Source organism: Sodalis sp. dw_96, from assembly GCF_018449575.1.
Taxonomy (GTDB): domain Bacteria; phylum Pseudomonadota; class Gammaproteobacteria; order Enterobacterales; family Enterobacteriaceae; genus Acerihabitans.
Genome location: NZ_JAAVUT010000004.1, coordinates 369254 through 388834, shown reverse-complemented (window position 1 = coordinate 388834; position 19581 = coordinate 369254). Strand labels below are relative to the sequence as shown.

Here is a 19581-nt window from a genome sequence, read left to right as displayed (position 1 = left end):
ATACGGAGAATGGCAAATGTATGATCTGATCGTGAGACGGGCAAAAAACCTTGACGGCAGCCTGACGGATATTGCCGTCCGCAACGGCAAGATAGCGATTGTCGGGACGGTGAACGACCATGCCGCCACCGCGCAAACCCTCGATCTGCAGGGAGCGATTTTCGTCAGCGCCGGCTGGATTGATGCACATGTCCATTGTTATGCCAAGTCGCCGGTGTATCACGACGAGCCGGATTTGGTGGGGGTCGCCGGCGGGGTCACCACGGTGATTGACGCCGGCAGCACCGGGGCCGATGACGTGGACGATTTCTACCGGCTCACCCGCGAGGCCGAGACCCAGGTGTACGCGTTTTTAAATATTGCCCGCACCGGCATCGTCACACAGGATGAACTGTCGGACATGGCCCGAATCGATCCGGTTGCCGTCCGCGAAGCGCTGCAAAACCATCCCGATTTTATTATCGGTCTCAAAGCGCGCATGAGCAGCAGCGTGGTGGGCGGCAACGGCATCAAACCCCTGGTGCGCGCCAAGGAGATTCAACGGGAAAACCCCGCGTTGCCGCTGATGGTGCACATTGGCAATAACCCGCCGAGCCTTGATGAGATTGCCGATTTGCTGACCTCCGGCGACATTATCACCCATTGTTTTAACGGCAAGCCGAACCGGATTTTATCGTTGAAAGGCGAACTGCGCGCTTCCATAAAACGCGCGCTGGGGCGCGGCGTGCGCCTTGATGTCGGCCACGGCAGCGCAAGCTTCAGTTTCGCCGTCGCCGAACAGGCTATCAAACAAGGCATTTTGCCGCACACCATCAGCTCCGATATTTATTGCCGAAACCGCATCGACGGCCCGGTACATGGCCTGGCTGCGGTAATGTCGAAATTCTTTACCCTGGGTATGACGCTTAATGAGGTCATCGATTGCGTCACCGGCCACGCCGCCGAAGTGGTGCGTTTACCGTCCAAAGGACATCTGGCCGCCGGCGCCGATGCGGATTTGACCTTGTTTGACATCCGTACCGGAGCGCAGGTCTTGGTTGATTCCGAAGGCCTTTCCGTGACCGGAGAACGTCATCTGGTGCCGCTGGCGGCCGTGGTGGCGGGTAAAGTCTTGTTAACCGATGAAGGGAAATCAAAGCATGTCTTCAATTTATGAAAAATATCAGCTCAAGCAGGTGATAAACGCCTCCGGACGCATGACGATATTGGGGGTGTCGACCCCGGCCGCGGACGTGGCGGAAGTGGTGAATTACGGTTTGAACCACTTTTTCGAAATGAAGGATTTGGTCAATAAAACCGGCGCCTATATTGCCGGCTTGCTGAAGGTGGAAAGCGCGGTGGTGGTTTCCTGCGCCTCCGCCGGCATTGCCCAATCCGTCGCCGCGGTGATTGTCAAAGACGATGCCTGGCTGCTGGAAAATCTGCACGGTTCGGATTCCGACGTGGCTCGGGACATCCTGTTGCCCAAAGGCCACAACGTGAATTTCGGCGCGCCGGTCGCCACCATGGTGACGCTGGGGGGCGGTCGTGTCGTGGAGGCCGGCTATGCCAACGAATGCTCCGCCGCCCAGCTGGCGGCCTGTATCACGCCAAAAACCGCCGCCATTCTTTACATAAAATCCCACCATTCGGTGCAAAAAAGCATGCTGTCGGTGGCACAGGCCGCTGCCGTCGCCCGTGAACATCATGTGCCCCTCATTGTTGACGCCGCCGCCGAAGAAGATCTGACGGTCTATTACCAACTGGGGGCGGACCTGGTGATTTACAGCGGCGCAAAAGCCATTGAAGGCCCCACCAGCGGCTTGGTGCTGGGTAAAAAACAGTTCGTGGAGTGGGTGAAGCTGCAGTCCAACGGTATCGGCCGCGCCATGAAAGTGGGCAAGGAAGGCATCCTCGGCCTGACCCAGGCGATAGAGCGTTATATCACCCTACCGAAAACCACCGGGCAGCAGATGATGGACAAAATGACGCCGTTTATCAACAGTCTGAACGCGTTGGACGGCGTATCGGCACGGGTGGTGTGGGACAGCGCGGGGCGTGATATCGCCCGCACGGAAATCGCATTCGACGAAGCCAGGCTCGGCTGGAAAACCGAGAAGATTGTGGATGACCTCAAGAACGGCGACATCGCCATTTACTTCCGGGGCTATCGCGCCAATGAAGGCAAGGTCGAAGTGGACGTGCGCAGCGTTACGCCGCCGCAGCTGGAGACCATTGCCGCCTGTATCAAAAATCTGTTCAAAGGAGGGGCGGCATGAAGCTGACGCCAAATTATTACCTGGACCGCGTGTGTCTGAACGTGCTGGCGGGTTCCAAAGATAACGCCCGCGCCATCTACGCCGCCGCCGAGGGCCATGTCCTGGTGGGCGTGCTGTCGAAAAATTATGCCGATGTGCCGTCCGCCGTGGCGGATATGCGGGACTATGCCGCGCTGATTGATAATGCGTTGTCGGTGGGACTGGGGGCGGGGGACCCGCGTCAGTCGCTGATGGTCAGCCTGATTTCCCAGCAGATCCAGCCACAGCATGTGAACCAGGTCTTTACCGGCGTCGGCGCCAGCCGCGCCTTGCTGGGGCAGGGAGAGAGCGTGGTGAACGGTTTGGTCTCCCCCACCGGCAAAGCGGGCTGGGTGAAGATTTCCACCGGGCCGCTCAGCTCGGCGGCGCCCGACGCCGTGGTCCCGATTGAAACCGCCATCGCGCTGTTAAAGGACATGGGCGGCAGTTCGGTGAAGTATTTCCCAATGGGTGGATTAAAAACCCGGGAAGAGTTTGCGGCGGTGGCCCGGGCCTGTGCCCAACATGATTTCGCCCTGGAACCCACCGGCGGCATTGATTTGGAAAATTTTGAGCCGATTTTAAATATCGCTTTGGAAGCCGGCGTCAGCAAAATTATCCCCCATATCTACAGCTCGATTATCGACAACGACAGCGGGCGGACTCGTCCGGCGGACGTCAAGGCTCTGTTGGCGATGGTGAAAAAGCTGTTGGGCTGAACCAATCGTGAGGTGTAAGGAAAAATATGAAAAATACCATCGGGTTTCTGATTACCGGTTTAACCGCCGCGATGCTGGCGGTATCCGCCACGCCGCTGTATGCCGCTCAAAAGGCCCCGGCCGCCCGTTATGCTTACGTCGGCACCTATAATCCGAATGGCGAGGGGGTTTACCGGTTTGATTTTAATGGCAAAACCGGGGCGCTTACCCAGCGGACGCTGGTGAGCCAACTGCCGAATCAGGCGCAAATGGTGGCGGCCCGCGACGGCAAAACGCTGTTTATCGGCAATGAGATCGATAATTACAACGGCGGCAAGCACGGCGCGGTGGCGGCTTACCATATCGATCCCAGGGACGGCAGCCTGAACCTTATCAATCAGGTGGATTCCCAAGGCGCCGGCCCGGTTTTTCTTTCGCTGACGCCGAAGGGCGACCACCTGTTGGTGGCGAATTATATCAGCGGCCTGGTGGCGACCTTCCCCATCGACTCCGACGGCAAACTCGGTGAAGCCGGCGCCAGCCGGCAGGACTCGGGTCCGGCCGGGGCGGGTAAACCGGCGGCGGCGACCGAAGGCAGTTTTGCCATCAGCGATCATAATGGTCCTCATGCCCATATGATCGCCGCCGATCCCAGCGGAAAATACGTGTTCTCCACCGATTTGGGGCTGGATCGGATTTATCAATGGAAACTGAACGATGCCACCGGGGCGTTGGAGGCCAACGATCCGCCCTTTATCAACGCCTCGTCGGCCGGCGCCGGCCCGCGTCACTTTGTATTCCACCCCAACGGTAAAGTGGTGTTTCTGATAAATGAAGAGGCCTCGGTGCTCACCAGCTACCGCTTCGACAAGGAGAAGGGAACCCTGACGCAGCTCCACAGCCTCTCTTCGCTGCCGGCGAATTTCAAAGGCACCAATTTCGCCGCCGGCATCGTATTGAGTCAAGACGGTCGCCGCCTCTATGTCGCCAATCGCCTGCACAACAGCATATCGCAAATCAACGTCACCGGCGAAGGCGTCATGACCTGGGGCGGGGAGACCTGGACGCGCGGTGATTACCCGCGCACACTGACGATGTCGCCGGACGGTAAATATATTTTTGCTATGAATCAACGAAGCGATAACATCACCCGGTTCCGGATTGCCGCCGGCAGCGGTAAGCTGGCGTTTGTTGACGATTATGTACCGGTGGGCAGCCCGTCGCAGATGGTTCTTGTTCCTTGAAAAGAGTGTTCTTCGAAAAGAGTAATCCCAAAAAGAGGTTCGCCGGGCTGACGGCGTTTGCAATAACACCGGCCCGGGATGACAGGATGCCGTCCCTGGCCGGCGTGAAAGCGCGGTTTTCCGGCACTAATGAATTGGAAAGATAATGGTGAGATTTCCCTATCAACGATTGGCCCACTTGTTTGACGCGTTGCAGCTTGAAACGCTGCCGCAGGACGAGCTGGCAAAACGCCTGGCAGTCTCAACACGTACCGTGCGGGCGGATATTATCGCCCTGAATGAAATTATCGCGCAGTACGGCGCCGCCTTTGTCTATAACCGCGGCAGCGGCTATCAATTAAAAGTGGACGATCCTTCGCTATTCTCCACCTTGCAACAAACCGCGAGCCGGCGCGTCAACCCGACGCCGCGCACCGCCGCCGAGCGGGTGGAATATCTGTTAATCCGCTTTTTAACCTCGGCGTTCTCGTTAAAACTTGAAGATCTGGCGGATGAATGGTTTGTCAGCCGCGGGACGCTGCAAAATGACATGGCCGAGGTGAGGGAGCATCTGGCGCGCCATAATCTGAATATTGAAACCAAACCGCGTTACGGCATGAAGCTGTTCGGTACCGAGCTGTCTATTCGGGCCTGTTTGACCGATTTGTTGTTTCAGCTCGACGCGCGGGATCATACCCATCCGCTGCTGAAAACCGAGAGTCTGGGTCCTGAAACTTATGAACAGCTTACCCGTTCCATGCATCAGTTACTGGCGCAATCATCCATTCGCCTGACCGATGAAAGCGAGCGTTTTCTGAATTTTTATTGTGGGGTGGCCATCAAACGTATCGCCGGCGGTTTTCCCTTGACCGAGTTCGAGGCGGAAGAGGGCGATCCGGCGGTAAAGCAGATATCCGTGCGGCTGATGGCGGAGCTGAAATCGCTGGTGGGCAAAGAGATCCCGGCGGCGGAAGAGGCTTATCTGCGGGTGAATATCGCCGCGCGGCGGATACAGAATATCCTGCCCACCGATATTAACGCCGATGACGACGAGTCGCTGGTGGATTATATCCTGTCCTATATCAATACTCATTATAACTACGATTTACGGGGCGATAAGCAGTTATGCACCGATCTGCTCACTCATATCAAGACCATGATTACCCGGGTGAAATACCAGATTACTATTCCCAATCCGCTGTTGGCCAATATCAAACAGCATTATCCCATGGCCTATGACGTCACGCTGGCGGCGGTGACCAGCTGGGGCAAATATACCCCTTATGTGATAAGTGAAAATGAAATCGGCTTTTTGGTGCTGCATATCGGGGTGGGTCTGGAGCGCCATTATGATATCGGTTATCAGCGCCATCCCCAGGTGGTGCTGGTGTGCGATAGCGGTAACTCTACGGTACGCATGATTCAGGCGTTGCTGAGCCGCAAATACCCGCAAATCAGCGTGACCCGGGTCATTTCGTTACGGGAATATGAGAAATTGCCGGTTCTGGAAGAAGATTTTGTGATTTCCACCGTTAGGCTTGAGGAAAAGGACAAGCCGGTAATGGTGTTGGCGCCGTTTCCCAGTGATTATCAGCTTGAGCAATTGGGCAAATTGGTGCTGGTGGATCGCACCCGGCCCTATATGCTGGAAAAGTTTTTCCATGAACAGTATTTTATGATCGTCGAAAAACCCATGGATCAGCAGGATCTGTTTAAGCGTGTGTGCGGGCAACTGAAACGCGAGGGGCTGGTGGGTAAAGATTTTTATCCGTCGGTGGTTGAGCGTGAAGCCATTGTCAGCACGCTGCTGGGGGACGGTATCGCATTGCCCCATTCGCTGGGTTTGCTGGCGAAAAAAACGGTGATTTACACCATATTGGCGCCTCAGGGTATCCCATGGGGCGATGGCGAAACCGCCTATGTGATTTTTTTGCTGGCGATCAATAAGACCGATTATGAAGAGGCGATGGCGATTTACGAGCTGTTCGTGAATTTTGTCCGCGCACGCGCCATGCCCAGGCTGCGGGAGTGCCGCGATTTCGCCGGCTTCAAGGCGGTGGCCATCGATAGCTTGAGCCGGGCTTGATCAGTCTTCGTTAAAACCGGCGTTAAAGAGTTCGATAATGGCCGCCAGGGCCTGTTCCTCATCGGGGCCGGTGGCTTCTATCTCAATCAGCCCGCCTTTGGCGGAATCCAGCATCAGCAAGGCGATAACGCTGCTGGCTTCCGCTTCGGTGCCGAAGTCGTTGCGCAGCAGCACCTCGGCGTCGAAGCTTTGCACCAGATCAAATAATTTCATGGCCGGCCGGGCATGCATGCCGAGACGATTCTTGATTTCCACCGTTTGCTTGACTGTCATGAGCGTTTTTCCAGGGTTCGGTGTCTGGATTGAACATTCTTGCCGCGTGAGCGGAAATAATCCGCCAGTTGTTCCGCGACGTACACTGAACGGTGTTTGCCGCCGGTACAACCAATGGCCACCGTTAAATAGCTGCGGTTGTTGGTTTCCAGCATCGGCAGCCACAGTTCAAGATAACTTCGGGTTTGATAGATGAAATTATGCACTTCGGTATGCCGGTCGAGAAACGCAGCCACCGGCTTATCCAGACCGGTCATCGGCCGGAGTTTCGGATCCCAGTGCGGGTTGGGCAGGAAACGCACGTCAAATACGTAGTCCGCATCGATGGGCAGGCCGTGTTTGTAACCGAAGGATTCAAACACCATGGTTAATTCACGCTCGCGTTTGCCCAGCAGCCGGGTCCGGAGCATCTCCGCCAGTTCATGCACCGACATTTCCGAGGTGTCGATAATCAAATCGGCTCTGGAGCGCAACGGTTCCAGCAGTTCGTTCTCCTGATCGATGGCGCTTTCCAGCGACAGGTTTTTGCTCGATAGCGGGTGCAGGCGCCGGGTATCGCTGTAACGGCGGATCAAGGTGCTGCGCTCGGCGTCGAGAAACAGCAGCTGCGGCGAAAAGCTCTGCGGCAGGTTATCCATCGCATGCTCGAAAATTTCCGGCGTTTCGGGCATGTTACGCACATCAATACTCACCGCGGCGGAGATATTGCGATCCGCCAGGGTAGCTGCCAACTGCGGCAGCAATACCACCGGCAGATTATCGACGCAATAAAACCCCATATCTTCCAGCGCGCGAAGCGCTACTGACTTCCCTGAACCGGATCGACCGCTGACAATCATCAGCACCATGACGACTCCCCTCTGGCATTAACATCGACGCATTGGCGAAGAGATCGCTATTTCCGCATTTTCGCCAATCAAACCCCGCGGGTCGGTAAGCTAAGGATACTGCGTGTTAAGACCCGGCTTCTGCTTCCGTCATAATTTCATAAAGTTCTTCGTCGCTTTGTGCGGCGCGCAGCCTTCGGCAGACCGTTTTATCGGCCAAGCGCTTGGCTACCAACGATAGGGTGTGCAAGTGCGTTTTGCATTGTTCCGCCGGCACCAGCAAGGCAAACAGCAAATCCACCGGTTGATTATCAATGGCATCGAAGGCGATGGGCTGTTCCAGGCGGATGAATACGCCTACCGCCCGCAGCGTGTCCTCTTCCAGTTTGCCGTGAGGGATCGCGATTCCATTACCGATACCGGTGCTGCCCATACGTTCACGGGTTAATACGGCGTCAAACACCACTTGAGGCGCCAGGTTCAGCTGTTTGGCCGCCAGTTCGCTGATAATTTCCAGCGCGCGTTTCTTGCTCTGGCACTGGATGGAGCCGCGGGTGCATTCAAGGCTTAACACCGTATTGATTTGCATTGCTGTGTCGTTAGTCATTTCGTTTCACTTAGGCGCTGATTTACCTTTAAGACCCATCGGCCCGTTATACCCTTCATCTTTCGAGTCGCAGGTGTGTTGGCTACGTTCATTCACCCGAATCACTTACCGAAGTAAGCTCATCGGGGTTCACTCTCTTGCCGCCTTCCTGCAACCCGAAATCTTTTGGGTATATTCTCTACACTACGAGCCGATGCGAGGTTAGGTAGCGATAATGGCTACAGTGAATTAAAACTGTTTCAATTTATCTTTATGTTTATTAAGCTGACGCGCGAGCTTATCCATCAGCAGATCGACAGCGGCATACATATCGTCCGCTTCCGAGGTCGCGTGCAGCTCGCCACCGTTGACATGTATTGTCGCTTCAGCGATCTTCTGCACCTTTTCGACTTTAAGAACAATATATACCTGATTGATCCGGTCGAAGTATTGTTCAAGCTTGGAAAATTTCGCAGTAACGAAATCGCGTAGGGCATCGGTGATATCAATACGTTGTCCGGTAATATTCAGCTGCATAGTGTCTTCCTTCTCTATAGAGGTCAAACCAATTGTTTACGCTGATTCGACGGCGGGATGGATAAAGACTCTCGATATTTTGCTACGGTACGCCGCGCTACCATAATACCCTGATCGGAAAGCAGGGTGGTCAGCTTGCTATCGCTGAGCGGCTTCGCCGGGTTTTCCGCGGCGATCAGTTTTCTCACCAGTGCGCGAATGGCCGTGGAGGAGGCTTCGCCGCCGCCTTCGGTATTGACGTGACTGGAGAAAAAATATTTAAGTTCGTAAATACCGCGCGGGCTGTGCAGATATTTTTGCGTGGTGACGCGAGATATGGTTGATTCATGCATATCCACCGCCTGGGCGATATCCGCCAGCACCATGGGACGCATAAATTCTTCCCCCTGTTCGAAAAACGCCTGCTGCTGTTCCACAATGCAGCGGGTGACTTTCAACAGCGTATCATTACGGCTTTCAAGACTTTTAATCAACCAGCGGGCTTCTTGTAGATGGCTGCGGATAAACTGCCCGTCCGAATCGTTTCGGGTGGTATTGCCCAGAGCCGCGTATTGCTGATTGATTTTAAGGTTGGGGATGCTGTCGGTATTAAGCTCCACTGTCCAGCGGTTATGCACCTTGCGCACCAGGACATCGGGTATCACATATTGCGATTCGGTGGTATTGATGGATTGGCCTGGGCGGGGATCCAGGGATTGAATCAGCGCCATCGCCGATTTCAGCACCTCTTCTTTCAGTCTGGTTGACCTTAGCAGGGTGCGGAAATCGTGGCTGGCCAACAAATCCAGGTAGTCGGTGACAATCAGCCGAGCTTCCGCCAGATAGGGAAAATCCTTCGACAGCTGCGAGAGCTGGATTAACAGGCAATCCCGTAAATCCCGCGCCGCCACTCCCACCGGATCAAATCGCTGGACTCGTTTCAGCACCGCTTCCACTTCATCCATGGACACGCTGTCGTCGCCGATGCTTTCCAGTATATCTTCCAACGGCACGGTGAGATAACCGGTTTCATCCACCGCATCCACGATGGAGGTGGCGATGGCGGTATCGGTATCGGAAAAAGGCGTCAGCTCCACTTGCCACATCAGGTAATCCTGCAGCGTCTGAATGGTCTCGCCCTGATAAATCGGCAGCTCTTCGTCGCGATAATCCGTGCCGGTGCCTGAAGGGGTGCCCGCGGAATACATCTCGTCCCAGGTGGCGTCCAACGGCAGTTCTTCCGGCATATCCTTTTGTTCCATCGCCTCGCGGGTATCGAGGGATTCACTGGCGGGAGCTTCGGTTGGTGTATCTATTTCTTCATGAACGTCCGATTGTTCGAGTAAAGGATTGCTTTCCAGCGCAGTCTGAATTTCCTGCTGGAGTTCAAGCGTGGACAATTGCAACAGACGTATCGCCTGCTGTAACTGCGGAGTCATGGCCAGCTGCTGACTAAACCTGAGTTGCAAACCTTGCTTCATATGATGCGTTAATTAACCTCTTGGCCCTTCATTCTTCAGGACACCTTATCAGAGGCGGAACTCTTCGCCCAGATAAACACGTTTCACCTGCTCGTCCTGGAGTATTTCAGCCGGGGAACCGTTTGCGATAAGTTTACCCTGGCTGACAATATAAGCGCGCTCGCACACGTCCAGCGTCTCGCGCACATTATGATCGGTAATCAACACACCGAGCCCGCTGTCGCGCAAATGCTCGATGATTTTTTTTATATCGATAACGGAAATCGGATCCACCCCGGCAAAAGGTTCATCAAGCAAAATGAATTTGGGGTTGGCGGCCAGGGCGCGGGCAATTTCCACCCGGCGCCGTTCGCCGCCGGAGAGAGATTGCCCCATATGATCGCGCAGGTGGGCGATATGGAACTCCTCCATCAGGGCGTTGGCCCGGTCATCGCGCTGGGCGCCGCTCAGATCATTCCTGATTTGCAGCACCGCCATCAGATTATCATAGACGCTGAGGCGGCGGAAAATGGAGGCTTCCTGCGGCAGATAGCCGATACCCCGGCGGGCGCGGGTATGCAGCGGCAGGATACTGATATCTTCATCGTCGATGATGATGCGGCCGGCGTCGCGCTGGATGATGCCCACCACCATATAAAACACGGTGGTTTTGCCCGCGCCGTTGGGTCCCAGCAATCCGACAATCTCGCCTGAACTGACCTTAAGGCTGACGTTTTCCACCACGTGGCGGCCTTTGTACGCTTTAGCCAGATTTTCCGCGATTAATGTTGCCATAGGAGCTGTTACTCTTGTTAATTAGCGACGGGTTTAACCGCCGGTGCGGCCTTCTTGGCCGGTGCGGCTTTAGCAGCGGGCGCGCCCGGCGCGGCCGGATTTTTATTCTGCAACTGGGCAGGCACCAGCACGGTATTCACCCGTTTGCCTTTGTCGCTGAAGGCTTCCATCTGCTGCTTTTTCACCAGATAGGTAATGCGATCGCCTTTGACATTGCTGTCCACTTGTTCGATGTAAGCATTGCCGGTGAGAATGACATAGTCGTTGGCCAATTCGTAACGCACCTTCTGCGCATGGCCCTTCACCGGTTTACCGCTGTCCTGCATCTGGTAGAAGGTGACGGGATTACCGTAGCCTTCCACCACTTCCTGGCCCTGAACGCCGTTGGGACGGGTGATGACGACTTTGTCCGCCCGGATATCGATAGAGCCTTGTTTAACCACTACCGTGCCGGTAAGCGTCACGGTATTGGTGAGCATATCCACCGCCTGCTGCGCGGAATCGACATTGATCGGCTGGTCGGTATCGCCGGTCAGCGCCATGGCTTTGGCACTGAGTAATAACAGTGCGCCGGCCGCGATAATATTATGGATTTTGCTGCTGGGTCTGAATTTCATAAGAGGTCTTAACCTTTTCAATCAACTGGGCAGTCTTGCTTCGCAGATTTCCGCGCATCTTTGTGCCTACAGAGTTAAAGCCGACGCCATATAAGGTGACCACGTCATCAGAAGACACATCCTGCGTAACCAGATTCACTACCGCGTTATCGGTTCTGATGTGCTGCAACTGAGAGGTGTCGGTCAGGCTGTCCACCTGAACATGGCCGTATAAATAAAGCATTTTATCACCGGTCAGCTTGGCCCGATCGGCTTTGACTGTCCAGGTTGCAACCTTATTTTCATCGTACATCGTCGCCACCGGTCGGGTAAACCATGTGATCTGTTCAACGGCATATTGTTTTACGTGATCCGATATCAGCCGGTAGTTCAGGCTCCCCAAGGGGTTATATACCATGGTGAGGGTATGTTCGCTCTGGTAGTTCGGCTCATTGGTATCCGTCGCCACCGGCGCCAGCGAGTTGTCGTTATCTGCCAGGTTCCAGCCGATGAGCACCAATGCCACGACGATCAGCAACAGGGTTACCCAATATTTAGTCTTACTCATACCGACTGCCCTTTGGCATCCTCAAGCTTCCCTTGCGCCAGCAGCAACACATCACAGACTTCACGTACCGCGCCGCGACCGCCGGCAATATGCGTCACGTAGTCGGCCTTCGGCAATAACAGCGGATGGGCATCCGCTACGGCAATACCCAAACCAGCCCGCGCCATCACCGGCCAATCGATAAGATCATCGCCGACGTAAGCCACCTGCGCCGCGGTTAAGGAAAGTTTAACCAACAGGGCTTCAAAGGCCAAAAGCTTATCCGATTGACCTTGATAAAGATGGGTTATTCCCAGCGTTTTACAACGATCCTCCACCAATTTGGCGGAGCGGCCGGTAATAATAGCGACCTCGATGCCGGATGTCAGCAAGCATCGGATGCCGTAGCCGTCGCGCACGTTGAATGCTTTCAGTTCCTCGCCCTGGTTACCCTGGTAAATCAGGCCGTCGGACAAAACGCCGTCGACGTCGCAAATCAGCAGCCGAATCTCCCGGGCACGCCGTAAAACAGATTCTTCCACCGGTCCGTAGCACGTATCAATACGTGAGGTATCATGCATGGCGCTGTTCCTTGTTAAATGACGCCGGCGCGTAGCATATCATGCATATGCACTACGCCCAGCAGCCGGTTTTGTTCCGCTACCAGCACCGAGGTGATATGCCGCGATTGCATAAGATTCAGCGCCTCCACCGCCAGGGTATTAGGGGTGACGCGGATGCCGCCCGCCGTCATCAGGTCAGCGATGCGCGCCTTATTGAGATCCACTCCCATATCGAAAACCCGCCGCAAATCGCCGTCGGTAAAAATTCCCTCAATGTTCCGGTTATCATCGCAGATAACCGTCATGCCGAGATTTTTACGGGTGATTTCCAGCAGGGCGTCCCGCAGGGATGCGTCGTGGGCAGTGACGGGGATTTCGTCGCCGCTGTGCATGATATCCGCCACGCGCAGCAGTAATTTGCGGCCCAGCGCGCCGCCGGGATGGGAAAGCGCGAAATCCTCGGAGGTGAAGCCGCGAGCCTGCAGCAGCGCCACCGCCATGGCGTCGCCCATGACCAGGGCGGCGGTGGTGCTGGTGGTGGGCGCCAGGCCGAGCGGGCAGGCCTCCTGGGGAACATGGACGCAAATATGGATATCCGCTGCTTTGCCCATGGCGCTTTCCGGCTTGCCGGTCATGCAGATCAGTGGAATGCTTAAACGTTTGAGTACCGGAATCAGCGCCAGGATTTCATTGGATTCGCCGGAGTTCGACAGCGCAATGACGATGTCCTGGGCTGAAACCATGCCCAAATCGCCGTGGCTGGCTTCGCCGGGATGGACAAAAAAAGCCGGCGTGCCGGTGCTGGCGAAGGTCGCCGCCATCTTGCGGCCGATATGGCCGGATTTACCCATGCCCATGACCACGACCTTTCCGCTGCAAAAAAATATTTTTTCGCAGGCGCGGCGAAAATCGTCGTTGATATACTGATCCAGTTGCGCCAAACCGGCCCGCTCTACGGCGAGAACCTGTTTACCGGCTGCCGGGAAATCAAAATCCGGCGCTAATGACAAATGTGACATAAATTCATCCTGATGGCCCGGCGGTGTATCCGGGCTAAATAAACAGCACCGTAAGATAGGCGGCGAAACCACATAACAAGAGACCGCCCATCTGTGAATTGATCCTGCGGCGTTTTCGCAAACAGAACGCCGTTAACACCACGCTTGCCGCCAGCATGGCCCAATAATCCCGCCGAATCGTCAGCGGATTGAACGGACCCGGAGAAAGCAGGGCGGGGACGCAGAGCACCATAAGGCTATTGACGATATTGGAACCGATGAGATTTCCCAGGGCAATATCGTCCTCGCCTTTCAGCGCACCGGCAATCACCGTCACCAGCTCCGGCAGGCTGGTGCCGACGGCCACCACCGTCAGTCCGATGACCAGTTCCCCCACCCCCAGCTGTCGCGCCAGTACGCCTGCGTTATCAATAATCATATGCGCCGAGACGGGCATGATGAGAAATGCCAGCGCCAGCCATAGCACCGCTACAGTGTTGCCGCCGCCCCGCGGCAGTTCCGCCAGCTGCTGGCGGGTCAGGCTGTCGTCCCGGGAACGTACCGCCGGCCGGGACATTTTCACCACGGCGGCAATATACCCCGCGGCCGCCAACAACAGTATCATACCATCCCGGCGGCTCAGGATGTTATCCGCCAGCAACATGCCGCACAATGCCGTGGCAATCATCAGCAACGGCAACTCTCGCCGCAGGATATCCGAGTGGAACGTTATCGGTCTGAAAAGCGCCGCTCCGCCAATGATAAGCAGGATATTGGTGATGTTGGAGCCGATGATATTTCCCACCGCCAAATCGTTTTCATGGTTCAGGGCGGCGGTAACGGAAATCATCAGTTCCGGCAGGGAGGTACCGAACGACACGACGGTGCATCCGATAAGCCAAGGCGCGATTCCCAACGAGCGGCCAAGGACGGCAGCACTGTAAACCAATCTATCCGCGCCATAAACCAGTAGAATAAAACCGATAACGAGTAATGACGTGGTCAAAAACATGTAAAATCCTTGATCTGGCTATAATCCTGGCCTCTCGGCGGGCTGTTCCCCCGCGGCGGGATAAATAAGCACACCTCATCTGTGGCGTTGTATAATTTTGACTGTCATCAAACTAAAAGTAAAATCGGGTTGTCTATTCAATCTTAACGCCGGGTAGGTAAGTTTTTGTAAAAGTTCGATGATTCGGCGCCATTGATTTATTATCGTAGGCTGGGGCATTCAAAGAGAACGTATGGGCAGTGAAATAATATGAATCAAACGGCACCTCTGGTCGACATCCGCGGATTAAGTTTCCGCCGTGGTAACCGGCCGATTTTCGATAACATTACCCTGCATGTGCCCAGAGGGAAAATCACTGCCATCATGGGGCCCTCGGGCATCGGCAAAACCACCCTGCTGCGTCTGATAGGCGGGCAACTGGCCCCCGACAGCGGCGAGATCTGGTTCGACGGTGATAATATCCCCGCCCTGTCGCGGCGCCGGCTGTATGATGTGCGCAAGAAAATCAGCATGTTATTTCAGTCCGGCGCGCTGTTTACCGATATCAACGTGTTCGAGAATGTGGCGTTCCCCCTGCGGCAACATACCCGCTTGCCGGAGCCGGTATTGCGTACCACGGTAATGATGAAGCTGGAGGCGGTGGGGCTGCGCGGCGCGGCATCCCTGATGCCGTCGGAGCTTTCCGGCGGTATGGCACGCCGGGCGGCGCTGGCGCGGGCCATTGCCCTCGATCCGGAGCTCATCATGTTCGACGAGCCCTTTGTCGGACAGGATCCCATTACCATGGGGGTCCTGGTGAAGCTCATTGATGAATTGAATCACGCGCTGGGGGTCACCTGCATTGTGGTGTCCCACGACGTGCCGGAGGTGCTGAGTATTGCCGACTATGCCTATATCGTGGCCGAACAGCACGTTGTGGCGGAAGGGACGCCGGAGCAGCTGCGCGCCAATGGCGATCCCCGTGTACGCCAATTTCTGGACGGCATAGCCGACGGACCGGTTCCCTTCAATTATCCCGCCACGGATTATAAAACGCAGCTATTAGGTTCAGGGAGTTGACCGAGCCATGTTAACACAAGCATTAGCGTCCTTTGGACGCAGGGGCATCAACGTCTGCCTTGCCTTCGGGCGGGCCGGCCTGATGTTGTTTAACGCCTTGGTGGGGAAACCCGATTTCCGCCAACAGTGGCCGCTACTGGTTAAACAGTTGTATAGCGTCGGGGTGCAGTCCCTGATGATTATTATCGTTTCGGGGCTGTTTATCGGCATGGTGTTGGGATTGCAAGGTTATATCATCTTGACCACCTACAGCGCCGAGGCCAGCCTGGGCATGATGGTGGCGCTGTCGCTGCTGCGCGAACTGGGGCCGGTGGTCACCGCCCTGCTGTTCGCCGGCCGCGCCGGTTCGGCGCTCACCGCCGAGATTGGTTTAATGAAAGCCACCGAGCAATTATCCAGCCTTGAAATGATGGCGGTGGATCCCCTGCGTCGCATTGTGGCTCCGCGGTTTTGGGCCGGGGTGATCAGTATGCCGCTGCTGACGGCGATTTTTGTCGCGGTGGGTATCTGGGGCGGCGGGATGGTGGGCGTGGATTGGAAAGGTATCGACAGCGGCTATTTCTGGTCCGCTATGCAGGGCGCGGTGGACTGGCATCAGGATTTGGTGAATTGCCTGATTAAAAGCGTGGTTTTTGCCATTACCGTGACCTGGATTGCGTTGTTCAACGGTTATGATGCGATTCCCACCTCCGAAGGCATCAGCCGGGCAACCACCAGAACCGTGGTTTATGCGTCCCTGGCGGTGTTGGGACTGGATTTCGTGCTGACAGCACTGATGTTTGGGAAGTGAGTTAATGCAAACGAAAAAAAGCGAAGTATGGGTTGGCGTGTTCATGATTATCGCGTTATGCGCCGTCGTCTTTCTCTGCCTGAAAGTGGCGAACATACGCTCCGTGGGAAATACCGCCACGTATCGCATTTCCGCGTCGTTCGATAATATCGGCGGATTGAAGGTACGCTCGCCGGTGAAAGTGGGCGGCGTGGTGATCGGCCGGGTGGCGGATATTACCCTCGATCCCAAGACCTATACGCCCAAGGTAACGATGGATATCGAATCCAGCTATAACCATATACCGGATACCAGCTCCCTGGCCATCCGGACCTCGGGCCTGCTGGGTGAACAGTACCTGGCGCTGAATGTCGGCTTCGAAGATCCCGATATGGGCACCTCCATTCTCAAGGATGGCGGCACCATCCAAGACACCAAGTCAGCCCTGGTGCTGGAAGATTTGATCGGCCAGTTCCTGTACAAGAGCGGTGGCGACAGCAAGGCGACGCCTGATAGCACCAAGAACCCTGCGAACGGAACGGACAGCGCGCCGGCCCCCGCGAGTGGCAGCGGCAATACGCCGGCTGCGACGAATCATTGAGAGGAAGTGACTTATGTTTAAACGTTTGATAATGATAGCCCTGCTGGTAGTGATAGCGCCTTTGGCGCAGGCGGTGGACCAGACCAACCCCTATGCCCTGATGAATGAAGCGGCGGGAAAAACCTTTACCCGCCTGAAAAGCGAGCAAAGCCAGATCCGGCAGAATCCCGACTATCTGCGCACCATCGTGCGGGACGAGCTGCTGCCCTATGTGCAGATAAAATATGCCGGCGCCCTGGTGTTGGGTACCTATTATCGCGAAGCGACCCCTGCCCAGCGCGATGCCTATTTCAAGGCGTTCCAGAGCTATCTGGAGCAGGCTTACGGACAGGCCCTGGCCATGTACCGCAACCAGACCTACCAGGTTGAGCCGGAAAAACCCCTGGGTGATGCCACGATTATCGCCATTCGGGTGACCATCCTGGATCAGGGCGGCCGCCCGCCGGTGCGGCTGGATTTCCAATGGCGCAAGAACAGCCAAACGGGCAACTGGCAGGCGTACGATATGATCGCCGAAGGCGTGAGCATGATTACCACTAAACAAAACGAGTGGGCATCTACCCTGCGCCAGAAAGGCATCGACGGCCTGACGCAGCAATTACAGGCCGCCGCCGCTCATCCCATTACGCTGGATAAGCAAAATAATGGCTGAGTCCCTGAGCTGGCAAGCCGAGGGCGACACCCTGCGATTGCGGGGTGAGCTGGATCGCGACACGCTGCTCTCCTTCTGGACGCAGCGGGATAGCCTCTTGCCGGGTATCTGTTTTCTGGATGTCTCCCGGCTGGATCGCGTGGATTCCGCCGGGGTGGCCATGATGCTGCATATATGCGCGTCACAGGCTAGACAAGGCGGGGCGCTGGCATTAACCGGCGTCACTGAAAAACTGCGCACGCTGATTACCCTCTATAGGCTGCAAGATATTCTTCCCTTCATAGATGATAAGCCGGCCTAAGCCGGCTTCGTTCCCCTGATAATAACCCTCTGTCCTCCAAGGCGTTTTTGTTCGGCCGTGCTTAAAGGCAAAAGGATTATCGTTATGCCTGTTTCCGATGGCGGCGTATTCATCTAAGATAGCGGCTTGTTTCCCGACCCATGACAGTGATTTGACCCTTATGGAAAACCACGAAATCAAAGAAGTTCTGATGAGCGCCCTGGCGCTGCAAGAGGCGCATGTATCGGGCGACGGCAGCCATTTCCAGGTCATCGTCGTGAGTGAGCAATTTGCCGGTATGAGCCGGATCAAAAAGCAACAGGCGGTGTATGCCCCGTTGGCGGACTATATTTCGGATAATCGGATACATGCGCTCTCCATCAAAGCCTATACGCCTGATGAATGGCAGCGCGATCGTAAACTGAACGGTTTTTAGGCTGTCGGCGGCGTCCGGCGGCATTACACCCGTTAAATAGAGAGCAGTAGTAATGGATAAATTTCGTGTCCAGGGTCCGACCCGATTAAGCGGCGAAGTGACCATATCCGGCGCCAAAAATGCTGCGTTGCCGATATTGTTTGCCGCCTTGCTGGCGGAAAAGCCGGTTGAAATACAAAACGTCCCCAAATTAAAAGATATCGACACCACCATGAAGCTGCTGAGCCAACTCGGGGCGAAGGTGGAACGCAACGGTTCGGTGCATGTGGATGCCGGTGCGGTCAATGTGTTCTGCGCCCCTTACGATCTGGTGAAAACCATGCGCGCGTCAATATGGGCGCTGGGGCCGTTGGTGGCACGCTTTGGCCAGGGCCAGGTTTCTTTGCCCGGCGGTTGCGCCATTGGCGCCCGGCCGGTGGATTTGCATATTAGCGGTCTTGAGCAGCTGGGCGCCACCATCAAGCTGGAAGAGGGTTATGTCAAAGCCTCCGTCGACGGTCGCCTACGGGGCGCGCATATCGTCATGGATAAGGTCAGCGTCGGCGCCACGGTAACCATTATGAGCGCCGCCACCCTGGCGGACGGCACCACCATTATTGAGAACGCCGCCCGGGAACCGGAAATTGTCGACACCGCCAATTTCCTGATTACCCTCGGCGCCAACATCAGCGGCGCCGGCACGGATAAAATCACCATTGAAGGGGTAGCCCATCTGGGGGGCGGTGTTTATCGCGTCCTGCCCGATCGCATCGAAACCGGCACTTTCCTGGTGGCGGCGGCCATCTCCGGCGGCCATGTCGTATGCCGCGAAACTCGCCCCGATACGCTGGACGCGGTATTGGCCAAGCTGCGTGAAGCCGGCGCGGATATTGAAATCGGTGAAGACTGGATAAGCCTGGATATGCATGGCAAACGCCCGAAGGCCATTACAGTGCGTACTTCCCCGCATCCGGGCTTCCCCACCGATATGCAGGCGCAGTTCAGCCTGCTGAATCTGGTGGCGGAGGGGACCGGCGTTATCACCGAAACCATCTTCGAAAACCGGTTTATGCATGTGCCGGAACTGATTCGTATGGGCGCCCGGGCGGAAATCGAAAGCAACACCGTGATATGCCACGGCGTGGAAACCTTATCAGGCGCTCAGGTCATGGCCACCGATTTGCGCGCGTCCGCAAGCCTGGTACTGGCCGGCTGTATCGCCGAAGGCGTCACGTTGGTGGATCGCATTTATCATATTGATCGCGGTTATGATTGTATCGAAGCGAAACTGCGCAAGCTTGGCGCAAACATTGAGCGCATCAGCGGTGAATAGGCGGTAATCCCGAAAC

At 55.8% G+C, this 19581-nt stretch carries 23 protein-coding genes; 12 read left to right on the top strand and 11 right to left on the bottom strand.

Annotated features, from left to right (window positions below):
• The first annotated feature begins 16 nt into the window (after positions 1-16).
• The 5 genes from HB631_RS09490 to HB631_RS09470 all read left to right on the top strand — a co-directional run bounded on the left by HB631_RS09490 (position 17) and on the right by HB631_RS09470 (position 6283).
• On the top strand, positions 17-1156 hold the full coding sequence (locus HB631_RS09490; RefSeq protein ID WP_213990893.1) for an amidohydrolase/deacetylase family metallohydrolase: 1140 nt from the start codon (positions 17-19) through the stop codon (positions 1154-1156).
• Entirely contained in the window at positions 1140-2258 is a 1119-nt protein-coding gene (locus HB631_RS09485; RefSeq protein WP_213990892.1) for a DgaE family pyridoxal phosphate-dependent ammonia lyase, read from the top strand. The genes HB631_RS09490 and HB631_RS09485 overlap by 17 nt, the downstream gene beginning before the upstream one ends.
• Positions 2255-2995, top strand: coding sequence for a KDGP aldolase family protein (locus HB631_RS09480; RefSeq protein WP_213990891.1), 741 nt, complete (start codon positions 2255-2257; stop codon positions 2993-2995). The genes HB631_RS09485 and HB631_RS09480 overlap by 4 nt, the downstream gene beginning before the upstream one ends.
• 26 nt (positions 2996-3021) lie before the next feature.
• Complete coding sequence (locus tag HB631_RS09475) at positions 3022-4218, top strand: lactonase family protein (protein ID WP_213990890.1); 1197 nt, start codon at positions 3022-3024, stop codon at positions 4216-4218.
• A gap of 145 nt (positions 4219-4363) precedes the next feature.
• Positions 4364-6283: a PRD domain-containing protein gene (locus HB631_RS09470; protein WP_213990889.1), complete on the top strand. Its 1920-nt coding sequence runs from the start codon at positions 4364-4366 to the stop codon at positions 6281-6283.
• Here the strand turns inward: HB631_RS09470 and npr are convergent, their stop codons facing one another.
• From npr to HB631_RS09415, 11 genes are all read right to left on the bottom strand, one after another.
• Complete coding sequence (gene npr / locus HB631_RS09465; RefSeq protein ID WP_213990888.1) at positions 6284-6556, bottom strand: PTS phosphocarrier protein NPr; 273 nt, start codon at positions 6554-6556, stop codon at positions 6284-6286.
• On the bottom strand, positions 6553-7404 hold the full coding sequence (gene rapZ, locus HB631_RS09460) for an RNase adapter RapZ (RefSeq protein ID WP_132923576.1): 852 nt from the start codon (positions 7402-7404) through the stop codon (positions 6553-6555). The genes npr and rapZ overlap by 4 nt, the downstream gene beginning before the upstream one ends.
• Positions 7405-7510: 106 nt before the next feature.
• Positions 7511-7990: a PTS IIA-like nitrogen regulatory protein PtsN gene (gene ptsN / locus HB631_RS09455; protein ID WP_213990887.1), complete on the bottom strand. Its 480-nt coding sequence runs from the start codon at positions 7988-7990 to the stop codon at positions 7511-7513.
• Between the two features lie 228 nt (positions 7991-8218).
• Positions 8219-8506 (bottom strand): ribosome hibernation promoting factor, encoded by a 288-nt coding sequence (gene hpf / locus HB631_RS09450; protein WP_213990886.1) that lies wholly within the window; start codon positions 8504-8506, stop codon positions 8219-8221.
• A gap of 23 nt (positions 8507-8529) precedes the next feature.
• A complete protein-coding gene (rpoN, locus tag HB631_RS09445) occupies positions 8530-9966 on the bottom strand; it encodes an RNA polymerase factor sigma-54 (RefSeq protein WP_213990885.1) in 1437 nt (478 codons plus the stop codon).
• A gap of 48 nt (positions 9967-10014) precedes the next feature.
• Complete coding sequence (gene lptB / locus HB631_RS09440; protein WP_213990884.1) at positions 10015-10740, bottom strand: LPS export ABC transporter ATP-binding protein; 726 nt, start codon at positions 10738-10740, stop codon at positions 10015-10017.
• A gap of 17 nt (positions 10741-10757) precedes the next feature.
• The gene (lptA, locus tag HB631_RS09435) at positions 10758-11357 is read right to left on the bottom strand and encodes a lipopolysaccharide ABC transporter substrate-binding protein LptA (protein ID WP_213990883.1); all 600 of its coding nucleotides are present in this window, start codon (positions 11355-11357) and stop codon (positions 10758-10760) included.
• Positions 11326-11904, bottom strand: coding sequence for an LPS export ABC transporter periplasmic protein LptC (gene lptC / locus HB631_RS09430; protein ID WP_213990882.1), 579 nt, complete (start codon positions 11902-11904; stop codon positions 11326-11328). Before lptC ends, lptA begins: the two co-directional genes overlap by 32 nt.
• On the bottom strand, positions 11901-12464 hold the full coding sequence (gene kdsC, locus HB631_RS09425; RefSeq protein WP_213990881.1) for a 3-deoxy-manno-octulosonate-8-phosphatase KdsC: 564 nt from the start codon (positions 12462-12464) through the stop codon (positions 11901-11903). The genes lptC and kdsC overlap by 4 nt, the downstream gene beginning before the upstream one ends.
• Positions 12465-12478: 14 nt before the next feature.
• Positions 12479-13465, bottom strand: a complete 987-nt coding sequence (gene kdsD, locus HB631_RS09420) for an arabinose-5-phosphate isomerase KdsD (protein ID WP_213990880.1) — start codon at positions 13463-13465, stop codon at positions 12479-12481.
• A gap of 34 nt (positions 13466-13499) precedes the next feature.
• On the bottom strand, positions 13500-14456 hold the full coding sequence (locus HB631_RS09415; protein ID WP_213990879.1) for a calcium/sodium antiporter: 957 nt from the start codon (positions 14454-14456) through the stop codon (positions 13500-13502).
• A 249-nt stretch (positions 14457-14705) separates the two neighbouring features.
• On the opposite strand from HB631_RS09415, the gene mlaF reads away from it, so the two are divergent.
• The 7 genes from mlaF (at position 14706) to murA (ending at position 19565) form a co-directional block, all read left to right on the top strand.
• Positions 14706-15515, top strand: a complete 810-nt coding sequence (mlaF, locus tag HB631_RS09410) for a phospholipid ABC transporter ATP-binding protein MlaF (protein ID WP_213990878.1) — start codon at positions 14706-14708, stop codon at positions 15513-15515.
• A 7-nt stretch (positions 15516-15522) separates the two neighbouring features.
• Positions 15523-16305 (top strand): lipid asymmetry maintenance ABC transporter permease subunit MlaE, encoded by a 783-nt coding sequence (gene mlaE, locus HB631_RS09405; protein ID WP_213990877.1) that lies wholly within the window; start codon positions 15523-15525, stop codon positions 16303-16305.
• Between the two features lie 4 nt (positions 16306-16309).
• Complete coding sequence (gene mlaD, locus HB631_RS09400) at positions 16310-16885, top strand: outer membrane lipid asymmetry maintenance protein MlaD (protein WP_213990876.1); 576 nt, start codon at positions 16310-16312, stop codon at positions 16883-16885.
• A gap of 13 nt (positions 16886-16898) precedes the next feature.
• Positions 16899-17537 carry a phospholipid-binding protein MlaC gene (gene mlaC / locus HB631_RS09395; RefSeq protein WP_213990875.1) on the top strand — a complete coding sequence of 213 codons (639 nt, stop codon included), beginning with the start codon at positions 16899-16901 and terminating at the stop codon, positions 17535-17537.
• Positions 17530-17838: a lipid asymmetry maintenance protein MlaB gene (gene mlaB / locus HB631_RS09390; RefSeq protein ID WP_213990874.1), complete on the top strand. Its 309-nt coding sequence runs from the start codon at positions 17530-17532 to the stop codon at positions 17836-17838. The genes mlaC and mlaB overlap by 8 nt, the downstream gene beginning before the upstream one ends.
• A gap of 160 nt (positions 17839-17998) precedes the next feature.
• A complete protein-coding gene (gene ibaG, locus HB631_RS09385; RefSeq protein ID WP_213990873.1) occupies positions 17999-18253 on the top strand; it encodes a BolA family protein in 255 nt (84 codons plus the stop codon).
• 52 nt (positions 18254-18305) lie between these two features.
• Positions 18306-19565: a UDP-N-acetylglucosamine 1-carboxyvinyltransferase gene (gene murA, locus HB631_RS09380; protein ID WP_213990872.1), complete on the top strand. Its 1260-nt coding sequence runs from the start codon at positions 18306-18308 to the stop codon at positions 19563-19565.
• Positions 19566-19581: the final 16 nt, after the last annotated feature.

Bases quoted from the DNA above. Each gene is read 5' to 3' on its own strand.
- HB631_RS09480 (WP_213990891.1), top strand. From the start codon at position 2,255: ATGAAGCTGACGCCAAATTATTACCTGGACCGCGTGTGTCTGAACGTG.
- ptsN (WP_213990887.1), bottom strand. From the start codon at position 7,990: ATGACTAACGACACAGCAATGCAAATCAATACGGTGTTAAGCCTTGAA.
- lptC (WP_213990882.1), bottom strand. From the start codon at position 11,904: ATGAGTAAGACTAAATATTGGGTAACCCTGTTGCTGATCGTCGTGGCA.
- HB631_RS09415 (WP_213990879.1), bottom strand. From the start codon at position 14,456: ATGTTTTTGACCACGTCATTACTCGTTATCGGTTTTATTCTACTGGTT.
- mlaF (WP_213990878.1), top strand. From the start codon at position 14,706: ATGAATCAAACGGCACCTCTGGTCGACATCCGCGGATTAAGTTTCCGC.
- mlaD (WP_213990876.1), top strand. From the start codon at position 16,310: ATGCAAACGAAAAAAAGCGAAGTATGGGTTGGCGTGTTCATGATTATC.
- rapZ (WP_132923576.1), bottom strand. From the start codon at position 7,404: ATGGTGCTGATGATTGTCAGCGGTCGATCCGGTTCAGGGAAGTCAGTA.
- HB631_RS09470 (WP_213990889.1), top strand. From the start codon at position 4,364: ATGGTGAGATTTCCCTATCAACGATTGGCCCACTTGTTTGACGCGTTG.
- mlaE (WP_213990877.1), top strand. From the start codon at position 15,523: ATGTTAACACAAGCATTAGCGTCCTTTGGACGCAGGGGCATCAACGTC.
- rpoN (WP_213990885.1), bottom strand. From the start codon at position 9,966: ATGAAGCAAGGTTTGCAACTCAGGTTTAGTCAGCAGCTGGCCATGACT.
- mlaB (WP_213990874.1), top strand. From the start codon at position 17,530: ATGGCTGAGTCCCTGAGCTGGCAAGCCGAGGGCGACACCCTGCGATTG.
- murA (WP_213990872.1), top strand. From the start codon at position 18,306: ATGGATAAATTTCGTGTCCAGGGTCCGACCCGATTAAGCGGCGAAGTG.
- HB631_RS09485 (WP_213990892.1), top strand. From the start codon at position 1,140: ATGTCTTCAATTTATGAAAAATATCAGCTCAAGCAGGTGATAAACGCC.
- npr (WP_213990888.1), bottom strand. From the start codon at position 6,556: ATGACAGTCAAGCAAACGGTGGAAATCAAGAATCGTCTCGGCATGCAT.
- lptA (WP_213990883.1), bottom strand. From the start codon at position 11,357: ATGAAATTCAGACCCAGCAGCAAAATCCATAATATTATCGCGGCCGGC.
- hpf (WP_213990886.1), bottom strand. From the start codon at position 8,506: ATGCAGCTGAATATTACCGGACAACGTATTGATATCACCGATGCCCTA.
- HB631_RS09490 (WP_213990893.1), top strand. From the start codon at position 17: ATGTATGATCTGATCGTGAGACGGGCAAAAAACCTTGACGGCAGCCTG.
- HB631_RS09475 (WP_213990890.1), top strand. From the start codon at position 3,022: ATGAAAAATACCATCGGGTTTCTGATTACCGGTTTAACCGCCGCGATG.
- lptB (WP_213990884.1), bottom strand. From the start codon at position 10,740: ATGGCAACATTAATCGCGGAAAATCTGGCTAAAGCGTACAAAGGCCGC.
- ibaG (WP_213990873.1), top strand. From the start codon at position 17,999: ATGGAAAACCACGAAATCAAAGAAGTTCTGATGAGCGCCCTGGCGCTG.
- kdsC (WP_213990881.1), bottom strand. From the start codon at position 12,464: ATGCATGATACCTCACGTATTGATACGTGCTACGGACCGGTGGAAGAA.
- kdsD (WP_213990880.1), bottom strand. From the start codon at position 13,465: ATGTCACATTTGTCATTAGCGCCGGATTTTGATTTCCCGGCAGCCGGT.
- mlaC (WP_213990875.1), top strand. From the start codon at position 16,899: ATGTTTAAACGTTTGATAATGATAGCCCTGCTGGTAGTGATAGCGCCT.